Here is a 16,108-nt window from a genome sequence, read left to right as displayed (position 1 = left end):
TGCAAACACGACGCACTTTCATGGGGACCGCTGCCAGCGGTCTCGCTGCTTCCGCTCTTCTGCCCGCTTGGGCGCGCGACGCACGCGGCGGAAACACAGGACTGAACCCGACCACCCAGACGACCTACGACTTCCGCATCGCGCGCTCTCCCGTCCGGATCGATGGACGCGCTGCGATGGGCGTAGCGATCGATAGCAGTCTGCCCGCGCCGCTCGTTCGTTTGAAGGAAGGCGAGACGGTCACCCTGAGGGTCCACAACACACTCGACGAGTGGTCGTCCGTTCACTGGCACGGTCTGCTCGTCCCCTTCGATATGGACGGCGTCCCAGGCGTCAGCTTCCCTGGCATCGCGCCGCGTTCGACCTTCGAGTACCGCTTCCCGCTGATCCAGTCGGGAACCTACTGGTACCACTCGCACAGCGCCTTCCAAGAGCAGCTTGGCCTGTACGGCCCGATGGTCATCGACGCCGCCGGTGAGGAAGCCGCACCCTACGACCGCGAGTACGTCATGGTCCTGTCCGACTGGACCTTCGAAGACCCGCACCGCCTCTTCGCCGAACTCAAGAAGATGGGCGACACGCTCAACTTTCAAAAGCGGACCGTCGGCGACCTCGTCGCGGACGCCCGGGAGGACGGCTTCCGCGCCGCGATCGAGAACCGCGCCATGTGGGGCGGCATGCGCATGACGCCGACCGACATCGCGGACGTGACCGGTGCCCAGTACACCTACCTCGTCAACGGCCACGGCCCGACTGACGACTGGACGGGCCTCTTCGCGCCAGGCGAGCGCGTGCGCCTGCGCATCATCAACGCCTCGGCCATGTCGATCTTCAACGTCCGCATTCCTGACCTTCCGATGACGGTCGTGAACGTCCACGGCCTCGACGTGCGCCCCGTCGAGACGGACGAGTTCCAGATCGGCACCGCCGAAACGTACGACGTGATTGTCGAGCCGAAGGATCGCGCCTACCGTTTCGTCGCCGCGTCGATCGACGGGTCGGACCAGGCGCTCGCCACGTTGACGCCCCGCCTCGGCCAGATCGCCGAGGCCCCTGCTCTGCGCCCCCGCCCCCTCCTGACGATGAAGGACATGGGCATGTCTGGAATGGGCGGCATGGCCGGAATGGAGATGGCCGGCGCGACCCCGAGCGAGCCTGGCATGGAAGGTCAGGGACATGCGCTGACCTACCCGGAGACCGAGACCACGAAAGGGATGAAGCCGGAGCCGCCTTCGAACGGCACGGCGATGGGCGGCGCTATGGCTGGCATGAACATGGGCGGCGGAGAGATGAAGATGGAGGCGCACCGTCACCCCGACGGCCCAGGCGTGGCGACGACGGCGATGAACCCCATCAACCGGCTCGACGAGCCTGGCATCGGGCTAGAGCACGTTCCGCACCGGACCCTCACCTACGCGCAACTCCGCAGCCTGCGTCCGAACGCCGACGTCCGACCTCCGGAGCGGGAGGTCGAGATCCACCTTACCTCGAACATGGAGCGCTACATGTGGGCGTTCGACGGGGTGAAGTTCTCGGACGTGAAGGAGAGCATCAAGTTCTACCAGGGCGAGCGCGTGCGGCTGACCCTCGTCAACGACACGATGATGCCCCACCCGATCCACCTGCACGGGATGTTCTTCGACCTCGTCATTCCCGGCTACGACCGGGATCCGGACGGCGAGCGCTACCTTCCCGGCCTGCACACGATCCTGACCAAGCCCGGCGAGAAGCTCTCGGTGGACATCACCCCGCCCGAGCTCGGCGACTGGGCGTTCCACTGCCACCTCCTCTACCACATGCATGCCGGCATGATGCAGGTCGTCAGCGTGTTGCCGATCGAGGAGAGGCCGCCGCTCGAGATGGTCGGCATGGGACCACCGGTCGCGACGAACCCAGATGAGACGTTGGTCGATCCGGTGAACGGCATGGATCATGGGGGCATGGAAGGGCGACCGAAGGCGTCGGAACCGGCAGGCACGATGACAGACATGCCCGGCATGGGGGGTGGCCGATGAAGCGCCCCCTTGCTTTCACCACAGCGCTCATCTCGTTCGGCTCAGCCGTCATGCCAGCCCATGCCCAGGAGGCACCCGAGAACCCGCCGTGGAACGCGGCCGACGACGTGTACGGTCCAGCAGTCATGGCTCGAGCCCGTGACCGCGTTCTAGAGGAGAACGGAGAGACGCCTTACGGCCTCCTGATGACCGACCGGTTGGAGTGGCAGGACACTGGAGAGGACGGCGTCGGGCTTTGGGACGTGCAAGGCTACTATGGTGGCGACATCAACAAGGCCTGGGTGAAGTCCGAGGGCGAGTACGACTTCGGCGAGAACGCGTTCGAGGAGGCCGAAGTCCAACTCCTCTACTCTCGCGCGATCACGGCGTACTTCGATTTGCAAGCGGGCATCCGGCAGGACTTCGAGCCGTCCGGCGAGACCTACGCAGTGGTCGGACTCCAGGGCCTCGCGCCCTACTGGTTCGAGGTGGATGGGGCGTTGTTCCTGTCCGAGAACGGCGACCTGACTGCCCGGTTCGAGGCAGAGTACGAGGTGCTGCTGACGCAGCGTCTGATCCTGCAGCCCCGGCTGGAAGTCGAGGCAGCGGCCCAGGATGTCGGCTATCAAGACCTGGGTGCCGGGTTCACGGGTATCAGCGTCGGGACGCGCCTGCGCTACGAGATCAGGCGTGAGTTCGCGCCCTATGTCGGTGTCGCCTGGTCGTCCGCGCTCGGAGAGACCAGCCAGATCGCCCAGGACTCAGGCGGCGATCCGAACGACGCCCGTCTCGTCCTCGGTATCCGCTCTTGGTACTGAAGGAGAGCCAGCATGACGCTCGACCTGATCGAACCCAACATCCACCCAGTCCTCGTCCACTTCGCCTACGCGCTGACGGTCGTCGCCGCAGGCCTCTACGGCCTCGCTCTCCTGCCGCGGTTCCGGCAAAGGCCGGGTCTATCGGCCGCTGCGGACTGGAGCCTCTTCCTCGCAGGGGTCTCCGTCGTCCTCACGATCGCAGCCGGGTTCCAAGCCTATTACTCCGTCGCCCATGACGGCCCCAGCCACGAGGCGATGACCACCCACCGGAACTGGGCGGTGCCGACCGGGACGCTCGTCGTCCTGCTCGCCGCTTGGCGGTGGTGGCGGCGGGCTCGGAGGCCGTCGACGGCCCTCTCTTCCGGCGTGATCGTATCGGCGGCGCTTCTCAGCGTCACGGCCTGGTGGGGCGGTCAACTAGTCTACTCCTACGGCCTCGGGGTGGAGAGCCTTCCCGAAGCTGGGAGCGGCGACGGCCACGACCACGACCATGGCGAGGGAACCACTTCCGCCGTCGAGAGCGACGGCCACCCGCACGGTGAGGATGCCGACCCAGGTCACCATGACGACGAGGGGGCAGCCGGGTCCGGCGTGGACGGCCATTCGCACGATGACGAAGGGTTGGGAACCGCGGAGGCGACGCAGCCGGCCACGGTCGACGTCGACCAGTCATCACCCGAAGCGGTCGCTGAGAGCCTCGCCGCAGCTTACGCTGCCGGCGACGAGGTCGCGTTGCGGTCGGTGCTTTCTGAAGGACTCCTCGTCGCGGAGGGCGGCGGCGTCGAGGATGGTCTGGCCGCCTACGCGTCTCACCACATGGGATCGGACCTCGCCGCCTCGACCGCGCGGAAGATGCAGCGAACCGGCCGTTCCGTCCGCTCGCTCGGTGAAGCGGCCGCTTTGGTGCTGACCACCTTCGAGGTGACCACCGTCGCCCGAGACGAAGCGCGACCGCTGGTTGAGACGGCCATCATGGAAGAGACGCCGGACGGCTGGCTCGTCACGCATCTGCACTGGAGCTTTGGAACGCCCGCACCCTCCTCATCCAAAGAAGCCGGATCAATGGCGGACGAGCCAGCGCCACACGGCGAACCGGGACACGCGCACTGATGCCGCGCTCCGAACATCAGGGTTTGGTCGGTGCGGCGACGAGTCGTGGTCCTTTGACCATCCTCACAGCGTTCTCGGTCCTCGTCGTACTGGCAGTCGTCTTCCTCGTTGAACGCGATCGCAGGGGAACTGACACGGAGAAGGTTGGCGCCCACGACAGGACGATGTTGGTACACAAGACGCCATGGTGCGGGTGTTGTGGCGAGTGGGCAGCTTACGCGGATGAGGCTGGGTTCGACGTCCGCGTGGTAGAGCATGCCGACCTGGCCCCCGTGCGCCGCCGCCTCTGCGTGCCGGACGACCTCGCCAGCTGTCACACCGCCGAGGTCGGCGGCTACGTGATCGAAGGCCACGTCCCCGCGCCGGACATTGAACGCCTGCTGAGCGAACGGCCCGACGGCATCGGGCTCGCCCTGCCCGGCATGGTGCCGAACAGCCCGGGTATGGAGGTGCCGGACGGCCCTCGGCCCACATACCGCACCATCCTGTTCGACGGTGCGGGCAACCGTTCCGTCTTCGCGATCCACGGGTCAGAGGGGACACCATGAAGACCGACTACGAGGAAGGCAGCCTGAGCCTCTGGGGCACAATCGCCATGGGTACCGGCGTGATGATCGGAGCCGGCATATTCGTCCTTACGGGGCAGGTTGCCGAGCTCGCGGGCGACCTCTTCCCTCTCGCTTTCCTGCTTGCCGCAGTGATCAGCGGCTTCTCGGCATACTCCTACGTGAAGATGTCGAACGCCTTCCCGTCGGCAGGCGGCATCGCCGCCTATCTCAAGAAGGCGTATGGCGAGGGCACGATGACCGGTGCCTGCGCGCTCCTCATGGCGTTCTCGATGATCATCAACGAGAGCCTGGTCGCCCGGACCTTCGGCACTTACGCGCTCCGTCCCTTCGGCGCCGAGGAAAACGGCCTGTTCGTCGCTCTCTTAGCCGTCGGCCTGATCGGTTTCGCCTACGTCGTGAACGCGGCCGGCAACAAGTGGATCGGCGGCGTCAGCCAGGTGGCGGCGATCATCAAGATCGGCGGCATCGTCGTCTTCGGCCTCGTCGCGATGTGGGCGGCCGGCTTCGAGTTCGTGCCCTACGACGATGGCATCGCGAACGATACGGACGCCTTTGGTTTCGTCGCGGGCACGGCGCTCGCCATCCTCGCCTACAAGGGCTTCACGACCATCACCAACTCAGGCGGCGAGGTGAAGGACCCCACTAAGAACGTCGGCCGGGCCATCGTCTGGTCGCTCGCGACCTGCCTCGCGGTTTACCTGATCGTGGCATTCGGCGTGGCGGCGTCGCTGACGGTCCCTGAGATCGTCGAAGCGAAGAACTACGCGCTGGCAGAGGCCTCCCGCCCCGCGGTCGGCCAGTGGGGCGAGTGGTTCACCGTCGCTGTCGCGCTCATCGCTACGGCGTCCGGACTGCTCGCGAGCGTCTTCGCGGTCTCGCGCATGCTCACCATGCTGACGGAGATGAAGCTGATACCCCACCGGCACTTCCACCTGCCCGGCGACCTTCAGCATCACCTCCTGATCTACACCGTCGTCGCGGCGGGCCTGCTCGCCGTGTTCTTCGATCTGACCCGGATCGCCTCGCTCGGCGCGATCTTCTACCTCATCATGGACATGGCGATCCATTGGGGGGTGCTTCGCCACCTGCGAGAGGAGGTCGATGCGAAGGCCTGGATCGTGACGAGCGCACTCGTCCTGGACGGCCTAGTCCTGGCGGCGTTCACCACGGTGAAGCTGCAGTCGGACTGGGTCGTCGTCGCCGTCGCTTACGGCGGCGTCGCGGCGACGTTTGCGCTGGAACGGTGGTTCCTAGCTCGATCTGAGCCGCACGAGGAGGCCAAGAGCCATGCCGAGGAGCACGGGTGAACCTCAACGACTCCCATACGTCGGATTCCATGGAATGGGTACGGGGGTAGGGTGTTTTTTGGCAGACGGGACCGGCCGGCGACTAAACGGAGAACGACATGATCGACTCGAGCAGCGTTCATCTGAACGTCGAGAACTTCGCGGTGCTTCCGCATCCTGCCTGGCAGCTCGTCGCCGTCCTGCTGATGGTGGGCTTCGGCGCGCACCTCGCCTTCTCGGTGTTCTTCCTGGCGTCTTCGACGCAGTTGGCGCCGAAGTACCGGCTGGGAAGCTGGCTCGGCGCGGTGGTGATGATCGCGGCGGGCCTCAGCCTGTACCGTGAGTACGCCGATTGGCAGTCCGCATACCTGTACACTCTCGGCGGCTGGATGCCGCGCCAGGACGAGGTGTTCTCGAACGCCTATCGCTACGCGAACTGGACCATCACCATCCCGCTGCTGATCGCGCAGCTGCTGCTCGCATTGAACCTGCCCAGGCAACGACTTCACCGTTGGTTCGGGATCCTCACGGTCGCAGCGATCGGCATGATCTGGACCGGCCTGATCGGGCAGTTCTACGAGCACGCGAGCGTGGGCACGATGCTCGTCTGGGGCTTCGTGAGCACCTTGCCTTTCCTCGTCCTGGTCTGGGGGGTCTGGCGCGTCCTGCGTGAGGGGCGCCAGCACACCCCCGATACGCTCCATCCCTGGCTGAAGAACCTGTTCTTCTACTTCCTGTTCTTCTGGGGCCTCTACCCGATCGCCTACTTGCTGCCTGCCTTCGGAGAGGGGGAGGTCGTTATCGTGATGCGGCAGTTCTTGTTCACGACCGCCGACATCTTCTCGAAGCTCGTCTACGGCGTGATCCTCGCGCGGTTCACCCTGCGACGGAGCGCGCTCGACGGGTACGAGCCGGCTACCCAGGCGCTCGGCGATTGGCGGGGCACCCAAGGTACCCGCCAAGCGGCTCGCGAAGGGGATGCATCGTGAACGCTTCGTACGCCGGGTCAGGGCTCGAAGCGAGCGACGACCGTCCCGTCGTCCGAGGTGACCAGGTCACCGAGGGTTACGCTGGCGACGTCTACGCGTGTCCCATGCATCCGGACGTGCGAAGCACCGACCCTGCCGTGTGTGGTAAGTGCGGCATGGATCTCGTCCGCGAGGGCGATGAGGTCGGCGACGTCACGCACGACTGCTGTCACGGCGACGCCGCTGCGCCGGCCGCGCCGGCTGGCGCCTACGACACCCTCCCACCGGGCTACGACGGGTCGGTCTACACCTGCCCGATGCACCCGGAGGTCCGAGCGCCCAAGCCAGGTCCCTGCCCGCTCTGCGGCATGGCCCTGGAGCCCGAGGACGTCACTGTCGGTAAAGAGGACCGGACCGAGCTTCGCGACATGACGCGCCGTTTCTGGGTGTCGGCCGTATTGACCGTCCCGCTCTTCATCTACGCGATGGGCGACATGATCCCGGATCGCCCGTTCGAGCGGTTCATCGCGGACGACTTGGCGCAGTGGATCCAGTTGGCGCTCGCCACCCCGGTCGTTCTCTGGGGAGCCTGGCCGTTCTTCGTACGGGGTTGGCAGTCCTTCCGCACTTGGAACCTCAACATGTTCTCGCTGATCGCGCTTGGCGTCGGCGTGGCCTACCTCTTCTCGATCGTCGCGACTGGAACCCCAGGGGTCTTCCCGCCCGCCTTCAGGAACCCGGACGGAAATGTCGGCGTCTACTACGAGGCAGCCGCGGTCATCGTCACGCTTGTTTTGCTCGGGCAGGTACTCGAGCTGCGTGCTCGCAGCGCCACCTCCGGCGCGATCCGAGCGCTTCTCGAGCTTACGCCGCCGACCGCGACGCGCATCGACCCGGGCGGTGTGGAGACCGAAGTGCCGCTCGACGCGCTGCGCGAGGGCGATCGCCTTCGCGTACGACCGGGCGAGAAGGTGCCAGTCGACGGCAAGGTGCTGGAAGGCAGCTCGTCCGTCGACGAGAGCATGATCACGGGCGAGCCCCTCCCGATCCGAAAGGCCGAAGGCGACACGGTCACCGGCGGCACCGTCAACGCCACCGGTGCCTTCGTCATGACGGCAGACCGGGTCGGCGAGGACACGACGCTTTCCCAGATCGTGCGCATGGTCGCCGAAGCCCAACGGAGCCGCGCGCCGATCCAACGCTCGGTGGACAGGGTTGCCGGCATCTTCGTACCGGCCGTCATCGTCGTCGCCATCCTCTCCTTCATCGTCTGGGCGATCTTCGGACCGGAACCCGCACTGAGCTTCGCCCTCGTCAACGCCGTGGCGGTCTTGATCATCGCCTGTCCGTGCGCGCTCGGTCTGGCCACACCGATGTCGATCATGGTCGGCACCGGCAAAGGCGCCCAGAACGGCGTCCTCATCAAGAACGCCGAAGCGCTCGAAGCCTTCGAGAAGGTCGACACGGTGGTCGTCGACAAGACCGGGACCTTGACTGAGGGACGCCCGGCCTTGGTCGGCGTCGAGCCGACCGAGGCCTTCGACGATACAGAGCTTCTCTCGCTCACCACGGCAGTCGAACGCGCATCCGAACATCCCCTCGCCGAGGCGATCGTTCGTGGCGCGGAGGAACGGGGCGTCCCCAGGCGCGAAGCTTCGGACTTTCAATCGGTTACCGGTGAAGGCGTCCACGCCCGGGTCGACGGCCGTCGCGTCGCGATCGGCAACGCTAAGATGATGGCGCGTGAAGGCGGCCTCCCGCGGGATATCGAGAAGCGCGCGAAAGAGCGCAGGCGCAACGGCGAGACGGCCATGTTCGTCGCGGTCGACGGACAACCGGCGGGCCTCATTTCAGTGGCCGATCCGATCAAGGCGTCGACACCCGAAGCGATCCGCCTCCTCCACGAGGCGGGCGTCAAAGTGGTCATGTTGACCGGTGATGCCAGGGGCACGGCGGAGGCCGTCGCGGCGGAGGTCGGCATCGACGCGGTCCATGCCGACGTGTCACCCGAAGACAAGCACCGGATCGTCGGCGAGCTTCAAGCAGCGGGCAGCAAGGTCGCGATGGCGGGCGACGGCATCAACGACGCGCCCGCCCTCGCCAGAGCCGATGTCGGGATCGCCATGGGTACGGGGACCGACGTGGCGATGGAGAGCGCAGGTGTCACACTTGTCCGTGGTGACCTGCGGGGCGTCGCCGCCGCGCAGCGCCTGAGCCGAATGACCATGCGGAACATCCGGCAGAACCTGTTCTTCGCCTTCGTTTACAATGGCCTCGGCGTACCGGTCGCGGCGGGTGTCCTGTATCCGTTCACCGGCATCCTCCTCAACCCGATGATCGCCGCAGCGGCCATGAGCCTGTCCTCCGTGTCCGTCATCGGAAACGCGCTACGCATGCGGACGAAGTCCCTGTGATCGCCGCACTGCTGATCGCGTCCGTCCTCTTCGTCGGTATCCTGACGACGCACTACGCGGTGCTCGCCGCCTCGGTTCCAAAACTCAGGAACCGTGGTCCGACTGGTTTTGCGGGCCTGTGCCTGGTCTTACTCGCTCTACACTTAGCTGAAGTGGGTGCCTTCGCTGGAGCGTACGAACTCGGCCGGGCCCTAGGACTCGGTGACTTCAAGGAGCCTGCAGAGGCGGATTTCATGGACATCTACTACTTCTCAATGGCGACCTTCACGACGCTGGGACTCGGCAAGGTCATGCCCACCGGCCACCTTGCTTCTCTGGCAGGCCTGGAATCGTTCACGGGCTTCCTCTCCATCTCGATGTCGGCCTCGGCGTTCTTCCAATGGGTCCAGAAGGAGGTCTGACCATGGAGCCCATCCTGATCGGAATCAGTCTTGCCGTCCCGTTCCTCGCGGTATCATGGTGGACAGGCCTCGGAAAGGAGAGAGCTTTTTACGCAACGCTCCTGATGGCGATCGCCTTCTTCTACCCAGTTTTCGCCATCGGCACCGACTCAGCGACGCTGGCCGTGAATACGAGTATCGCAGCGCTCTTCATCGGCGCGGCGTTCTACGGCTACGTCCGGCGTCCCTTAGTGCTGCCTGTCGCTCTTGCCGTCCACGCTGGCTTTGACGTCGGGGTCGCACAGCTCGGAACCCCGGCACCTAGTTGGTGGGCCGGCCTCTGTATCGGGGCGGACTTGACGCTCGCCGTCGGCGCCTTCCTGACACTTAAATCCGACGCAAGTGGTCGTATCGGCTGGAGAACGCGCCCATGAGCAGCCAAAACTTCGACCTCGTTGTCTTCGGCGCAAGCGGCGAGACCGGCACGCACGTCCTCAACCAAGCGGTCGACCGGGGACTGACGGTGCTTGGGCTCGATCACACAGTCCCGGATCGGGCGGAGGATGATGGGGCCGTTCACCGCCAGGTCGACGTCCTGGAAGACGATCTGACCGAGCATCTGAAGGGCCACCCCCGGGTCGTGTCTGCGCTCGGTCTCGGCTTCTCGCCTGCGGCGATGACCGATCCCCCGCCGCTCTACTCGAAAGGAACCGCGAACATCGTCGCCGCAATGACCGAGACGGGTGCGTCACGGCTCTGCGTGATCTCGGCCGCCTTCGTCGAGAAGGACGAGCGCTTGCCTGCGTGGTTTCGCGCCAGCGTGATTCCTGCCCTGTCGGCGATCTTGGAAGAGATGCGGGAGATGGAGGACCAGCTAGAGAACTCTCGCCTCGACTGGACAGCGGTCCGGCCCGGTTGGCTGCTCGAGAAGCCACGCAGCGGAAGCTACGAAGTCCAGGATCGCCGCCTGCCTGCAGATGTATTTCGTACACGGAACGCAGACCTCGCTCACTTCCTCCTCGATGCGGTCGTCACCGATGACTGGGTACGCGCAAAGCCGTCTCTCGGCAGAACGGAGAACGCCTTCGACGAAAGCCCGGCTGCCTTATCCCGCGAGGTCGCCGCAATGGTCGGCATCGAACTCTAGTCCGGAAAGGAAACCCTTATGATCCTCGAGAAAATCAAGTCCGACGGCCTCGCCCATCTGTCCTACTTCCTCGGCTCGGGCAGCGAGGCGGCCGTCATCGACCCGCGGCGCGACATCGAAGCCTATCTGGACCTTGCCCGCCGCAACGGCATGCGGATCGTCCACATCTTCGAGACGCACCGGAACGAAGACCTCGTCTCCGGCGCGCCCGCTCTGGCAAGCGTGACGGGCGCCAAAATCTGGCACGGCCCGAACCCTGCGGAGCCGATCGTTTATGCGGACACCGCCCGCCAGGGTGACGGCTTCGCATTCGGCGACGCACGGATCGAGGTGCTGGAGACGCCCGGCCACACGGACGACAGCTTGTCCTACGCCCTCCACGATTCGTCCTATGACGACGGCGCGGTCGGCGTCTTCACCGGCGACGCCCTGTTCGTCGGCGACGTCGGACGGACCGACTTCTACCCCGACCGGAAGCGCGAGGTGGCAGGACTTCTCTTCGACAGTTTGCGGAAGATCCTGAGCCTCGGCGATCAGGCCATCCTCTATCCCGCCCACGGGGCGGGCTCCGTCTGCGGGTCTGGCATGGCGGACCGGGAGTTCTCGACGCTGGGGCACGAGCGGGCGAACAATCCCCGCCTTCGGATCGAGGACCGGGAAGCCTTCATCGACGCGAAGGTCGCCGAGCATCACTACCAGCCCCCCTACTTCCGGCTGATGGAGCAGCTCAACGCCGAGGGCGGCGGGCGCAGCCCGCGCGACTTGCTGCCGCCGCCCGTGGGGCCCGAGGCGCTCTACGACCTCGGCGGCGCCCAACTCGTCGACGTGCGCGGCGTCGCGGACTTCGCCGGCGCGCACGTGCCCGGCGCCTACTGCATCCCGTCGGACATGATCGCGGCCTTCGCGGGCTGGTTCCTGGACGCGGATCGCGACATCGTCCTGGTCGCGCGTGACGCCGATCAAGCGGCGGGGTCGACCCGCACGCTGGCGCGCATCGGCTACGACCGCGTCGTGGGCTACCACGCGGGCATCGTGCCGGTGGCGACGAAGGACAGGGCGTTCGCGTCGGTCCCCCTCGTAGATACGCAGGCCGTCAACGAGCGCGTCGATCAGCGCGCCGATCGGTGGACGCTCCTCGACGTCCGATCGGTCGACGAGTTCGAAGCGGGCCATGTGGAAGGCGCTCAGCATGCCTATGTCGGCGAGTTGCCGAGCGCGGCGGAGAGCCTCGCGAAGAACGCCCCCGTCACGGTCATGTGCGGGAGCGGCGCACGCGCCTCGATCGCCGCCTCGATCCTGCTGCAGACAGGTTGGACCGACGTCGACGTCTATCTCGGGTCGATGAAAGCGTGGAAGGCCGGCGGCTACCGGACGATCGAAGGACGCTGACGTGATGGCGAAGCGGTCGGTCTTCGACACCCCCGAAGTGCCCGTCGCGCTGTTCGGGTTCCTTCTGAACTTCGTTTGGGAGTTCTGGCAGGTGCCGCTCTACGGCGACATACCTGATGCGCCGCATTGGGAGGCGGTCAAGACGTGCACGATCGCAACCTTCGGCGACGTCGGGATCGTGCTCGTCGCGTTCTGGTGCGCTGCAGTCGCGGGCCGAAGTCGCCACTGGATCGCTTCCCCGGCGACGAAGACGATAGCGACGTTCCTGATCGTCGGCGTGGGGATCACCCTCATCGCGGAGTACCTGGCGACGGAGGTCTGGGATCGCTGGTCCTACGGCGAGCTGATGCCGATCCTGCCTGGCCTTGGGATCGGTGTGTCCCCCGTCCTTCAGTGGCTCCTCGTGCCGCTGGCCCTGATCCCGCTGAGCAGGCGAATGCTCTGTGCCGCGTCGCCGACATGAAACGCTTCGCGGCACCGGACTGTCGCTCGGACCTCCGCAGCGTCTGCAGCTGTGAGAGCATCGAACGCCCGAAACTGGTCGACGCGGTCGACCGCCTGGCGGGCGAGGAAGGCTTCTTCGGGCGCCATCTCGCCGACAAACCGCATCTCTTCGCGGGCTTCTCGGTCCGCGTCCCTCGAACCGACTTCGAGGCGATGACCGACCTCGTCAGCGTCGTCGAAGCCCTCTCGCGCCTGCCGGCCTACCGCGAAGCGGTCTCCCAGTGGGCACCTTCTGCGCTCGACAGCCAGTCGCACGGCGAAGGTCTCTTCATGGGGTACGACTTCCATCTGACCGATGAAGGGCCACGCCTCATCGAGATCAACACCAACGCCGGCGGCGCTTTCTTGTGCGCAGCGGCCGCGGAAGCCGCTTGCCATTGCTGGAACGACCAGGAGCCCGCTGAACGCTTCGAGGAAGGCGTGACCCAAGCCTTCCGTCGGGAATGGTGGCTCGCCGGGCGTACAAGCAGCCTCAAAAGCGTCGCGATCGTCGACGATGCGCCTTCGGCACAGTTCCTCCATCCGGAGTTCGAGCTCGCGAAGGCCATGCTCGAACGGCACGGCATCGCTGTCGAGGTCGCTGATCCGTCGCGCCTCTCGGCGGCTGGCGATCGACTGGTCGGTGGGAAGGGTGCAGTCGACCTCGTCTACAACAGATCGACCGACTTCGGCCTGTCCGACCCAGGGCATGCTTCGCTGCGATGGGCTTATGATGAGGCAACCGCTCTGGTCTCGCCTTCGCCTCGGCACCATGCCCTCCTCGCGCACAAGCGGAACCTGACCCTTCTCTCGGACCCCGATCGTATGCGCGGCCTGGGGGCGAGCGATGCCGACCTCTCCGCTCTACGGCTCATCCCGCGGACGGTCGCCGTCACAGCGAGCGACGCGGAAAGTCTGTGGACAGCGCGGAAGTCTCTGTTCTTCAAACCCGTAGCCAGCCATGCCAGCAAGGGCGTCTATCGCGGCGCGAAGCTGACCCGCTCGGTCTTCAGGGACATCGTCGACGCCGATTACGTCGCCCAGTCCTTCGTCCCCGCGCCGGAACGCTCCGTCGAGCTAGATGGCGAGACCGTGAGACGAAAGGTCGACGTCCGTCTCTACACGCATGCCGGCACCGTCCTTCTCGCGGCGGCGCGCATCTACCAGGGGCAGGCGACCAACATGCTGACCGAAGGCGGCGGTTTCGCACCGGTCTTCGTAGGCTGACATCGCCCTGTGCGCGAACCTCGCGGAGGGGGGAACCAGGAGGGGCTAGGAGCCGTTCCCGCAACAAGGCACTCCTACCTGGTAGGGGTAAGGGCGGCAACGTCACGCGCTCGCACGAAGAGAACGAGGGAACCATGGACCACGGCGATCACGGCTCGGACGAGAAGAGCATCGATTGGAAGAGCTACGGCCGTCTGCTCACGATGGTGCTGACCTCGACGGTGTTCATGTACTTCTTCATGTACCTGAACATCTACCGCTGGGGGGACTTCCACCTCTCCGAGACGCGCTTCTTCATGTCCACGCTGATGTTCGGGACCATGCTGGCGATCATGCTCGCCTTCATGCTGCACATGTACAAGGACCGCCGCGTCAACATCGCGCTGTTCGTCGCGTCGGGCGTCCTGTGGCTGGTGGGTCTGTACTTCATGCGCAGCCAGGTCACGGTCGAGGACCAGAGCTGGATGAAGTCGATGATACCGCACCACTCCATCGCGATCATGGTGTCCGAGCGCGCGGACATCACCGACCCCCGAGCGCGCAAGCTCGCCGATGAGATCATCGCCGCGCAGGAGAAGGAGATCGCCGAGATGGAGTACCTGATCCGGTCCATCCGCGAGGACGGGGAAGCGACTGACGGCTACCCGCTGGGCGAGGCGGAGGGGTCGACGCCGGTGGTTCGGTCCGTTCGGGCAGCCTTGTCGCAGCCCGGCGTCTCGTCGCTCGACGTAGGCGGCATGACGCCGGAGGAGGTCGCACGCGTCGTGCCGAGCCCCGCCTGCGAGTTCCGCTTCTCCGAAGGCCAGCAGGCCCTCGTCGCGATCGGCTCGGACGGTCAGGGCGTAATGAAGCTGATGGGCAACCTCGTGCCGCTGACGGCCCGGGACGCCTCGATCACTGACGGCGCCACGCTCGAGGCGCCCGGCGCGCGGCTCGCGATCGATCGCTTGGACGGTGACGCTGCGAGCCTCGTCTTCGAGCTGGACGCGGGCACGCCGCTCCGCGTCGGCTACGACGGCGTCTACGTCTGCGCGGCCTGAAAGGGGCTAACCTGCCGTCTGCTTGGCTGCCTACGTCCAGCCGAAATCCCACCTTTCAAGGAGGAAGACCATGATGATCCGTACGACTGCCACCCTGACGACCGCCGCATTGGTGCTGACGGCCTGCGCCGCGACGGAGGCGGCAGACGACACGGTCACTCCTGCAGGAAGCTCTGCCGCCGCGACGGCAAGTACGACGCAGCTAACGCGTGACGAACCCATCTCCCGCCCCTTCGAAGTCCGCGCGCTGGCGCAGTTGAACCAGCCTTGGGCGATGACCTTCCTGCCCGACGGTCGGATGCTTGTGACGGAGAAGCCGGGCGAGTTGCATCTCGTCACGCAAGACGGAGCGGTCTCAGCTCCCATTGAGGGCCTGCCAGCGGTCGAGGATTGCGGCCAGGGCGGGCTCGGCGACGTGGCGCTGCATCCGGACTTCGATCGGAACGGCATCGTCTACCTGACCTACGCGGAGGCAGGCGATGGCGACACGCGCGGCGGGGCAATGGGACGGGGACGTTTGGACCTGGACACGATGCGATTGGACGGTTTCGAGACGATCTGGCGGCAGTCCTAGTTCGTCACGGGCTGCAAGCAGTACAGCTACAAGATGGCGTTCAGTCCGGACGGCAGCTACCTCTACCTGACTTCGGGCGAGCGCGCGAAGAAAGAGCCCGCGCAGGATCTCTCTTCGAACCTTGGCGCGGTTTTGCGTCTGACCCCGGGCGGCGAGGCGGCGCCTGGGAACCCCTTCGCGGACCGGGGCAGCCCGACCGACCAAATCTGGTCCTACGGCCATAGGAATCTGCTTGGCCTTGCCTTCGCACCGGACGGGGAGCTCTATGAGACCGAGACGGGCCCCAAGGGCGGCGACGAGTTCCAGCTGATCGAGCGGGGCGAGAACTACGGCTGGCCGGTCGTCTCGAACGGCGACAACTACGACGGGTCGGACATCCCCGAGCACGACACGAGGGAAAAGTTCAGGCGACCCGACGAGTTCTGGAACCCCGTCATCACCCCCTCGGCCATGATCTGGTACACCGGCGGCGCTTTTCCTGGCTGGGAGGGCAGCCCGCTCGTCACCGGCCTCAACTCCAGGGCACTCGTTCGCGTGACCATGGACTGCCACTGGGATGGCCGGAAGGTCTGCGAGTCCGAGCGCTGGGTGTTCAGCAACCGCCTGCGCGAGATCGAGCAGGGCCCGGACGGCACCGTCTGGATCCTCGAGGACGAGAAGCACGGCAAGGGCGGGCAGCTGCTGCACCTCGTGCCGGCCGAGTGACAGC

The 16,108-nt window shown here is 65.9% G+C and carries 14 protein-coding genes and 1 pseudogene; all 15 read left to right on the top strand.

Annotated elements, in window-relative coordinates; translation table 11 throughout:
• Positions 1–20 precede the first annotated feature (20 nt).
• The 15 genes and pseudogenes from GGQ59_RS13795 (at position 21) to GGQ59_RS14795 (ending at position 16,104) form a co-directional block, all read left to right on the top strand.
• Positions 21–2,015 (top strand): copper resistance system multicopper oxidase, encoded by a 1,995-nt coding sequence (locus tag GGQ59_RS13795; RefSeq protein WP_246408902.1) that lies wholly within the window; start codon positions 21–23, stop codon positions 2,013–2,015.
• Positions 2,012–2,812, top strand: a complete 801-nt coding sequence (locus GGQ59_RS13790; protein WP_183819613.1) for a copper resistance protein B — start codon at positions 2,012–2,014, stop codon at positions 2,810–2,812. Before GGQ59_RS13795 ends, GGQ59_RS13790 begins: the two co-directional genes overlap by 4 nt.
• A gap of 12 nt (positions 2,813–2,824) precedes the next feature.
• Positions 2,825–3,922, top strand: a complete 1,098-nt coding sequence (locus tag GGQ59_RS13785; RefSeq protein WP_183819611.1) for a DUF2231 domain-containing protein — start codon at positions 2,825–2,827, stop codon at positions 3,920–3,922.
• 53 nt (positions 3,923–3,975) lie between these two features.
• Positions 3,976–4,470: a DUF411 domain-containing protein gene (locus tag GGQ59_RS13780; RefSeq protein ID WP_246408900.1), complete on the top strand. Its 495-nt coding sequence runs from the start codon at positions 3,976–3,978 to the stop codon at positions 4,468–4,470.
• Positions 4,467–5,798 (top strand): APC family permease, encoded by a 1,332-nt coding sequence (locus tag GGQ59_RS13775; RefSeq protein WP_031556408.1) that lies wholly within the window; start codon positions 4,467–4,469, stop codon positions 5,796–5,798. Before GGQ59_RS13780 ends, GGQ59_RS13775 begins: the two co-directional genes overlap by 4 nt.
• Before the next feature lie 98 nt (positions 5,799–5,896).
• Complete coding sequence (locus tag GGQ59_RS13770) at positions 5,897–6,766, top strand: bacteriorhodopsin (protein ID WP_051882385.1); 870 nt, start codon at positions 5,897–5,899, stop codon at positions 6,764–6,766.
• A complete protein-coding gene (locus tag GGQ59_RS13765; protein ID WP_221401065.1) occupies positions 6,763–9,159 on the top strand; it encodes a copper-transporting P-type ATPase in 2,397 nt (798 codons plus the stop codon). Before GGQ59_RS13770 ends, GGQ59_RS13765 begins: the two co-directional genes overlap by 4 nt.
• Positions 9,156–9,560: an ion channel gene (locus tag GGQ59_RS15275; RefSeq protein ID WP_031556402.1), complete on the top strand. Its 405-nt coding sequence runs from the start codon at positions 9,156–9,158 to the stop codon at positions 9,558–9,560. The genes GGQ59_RS13765 and GGQ59_RS15275 overlap by 4 nt, the downstream gene beginning before the upstream one ends.
• Before the next feature lie 2 nt (positions 9,561–9,562).
• Positions 9,563–9,973 carry a hypothetical protein gene (locus tag GGQ59_RS13755; RefSeq protein ID WP_031556400.1) on the top strand — a complete coding sequence of 137 codons (411 nt, stop codon included), beginning with the start codon at positions 9,563–9,565 and terminating at the stop codon, positions 9,971–9,973.
• Positions 9,970–10,686 carry an NAD(P)-dependent oxidoreductase gene (locus GGQ59_RS13750; RefSeq protein WP_031556398.1) on the top strand — a complete coding sequence of 239 codons (717 nt, stop codon included), beginning with the start codon at positions 9,970–9,972 and terminating at the stop codon, positions 10,684–10,686. The genes GGQ59_RS13755 and GGQ59_RS13750 overlap by 4 nt, the downstream gene beginning before the upstream one ends.
• 18 nt (positions 10,687–10,704) lie before the next feature.
• Positions 10,705–12,075, top strand: a complete 1,371-nt coding sequence (locus GGQ59_RS13745) for an MBL fold metallo-hydrolase (protein WP_183819609.1) — start codon at positions 10,705–10,707, stop codon at positions 12,073–12,075.
• Between the two features lie 4 nt (positions 12,076–12,079).
• Positions 12,080–12,538 (top strand): hypothetical protein, encoded by a 459-nt coding sequence (locus GGQ59_RS13740; RefSeq protein ID WP_031556395.1) that lies wholly within the window; start codon positions 12,080–12,082, stop codon positions 12,536–12,538.
• Positions 12,535–13,785, top strand: coding sequence for an ATP-grasp domain-containing protein (locus tag GGQ59_RS13735; RefSeq protein WP_031556393.1), 1,251 nt, complete (start codon positions 12,535–12,537; stop codon positions 13,783–13,785). The genes GGQ59_RS13740 and GGQ59_RS13735 overlap by 4 nt, the downstream gene beginning before the upstream one ends.
• 134 nt (positions 13,786–13,919) lie before the next feature.
• The gene (locus tag GGQ59_RS13730) at positions 13,920–14,825 is read left to right on the top strand and encodes a DUF305 domain-containing protein (RefSeq protein WP_051882384.1); all 906 of its coding nucleotides are present in this window, start codon (positions 13,920–13,922) and stop codon (positions 14,823–14,825) included.
• Between the two features lie 70 nt (positions 14,826–14,895).
• Positions 14,896–16,104 (top strand): annotated as a pseudogene (locus tag GGQ59_RS14795) (PQQ-dependent sugar dehydrogenase).
• Positions 16,105–16,108: the final 4 nt, after the last annotated feature.

Source organism: Parvularcula dongshanensis, from assembly GCF_014199615.1.
Lineage (GTDB): Bacteria > Pseudomonadota > Alphaproteobacteria > Caulobacterales > Parvularculaceae > Parvularcula > Parvularcula dongshanensis.
Note: the sequence above shows the minus strand (reverse complement) of the source record. Positions and strands in the feature narration are given on the sequence as shown.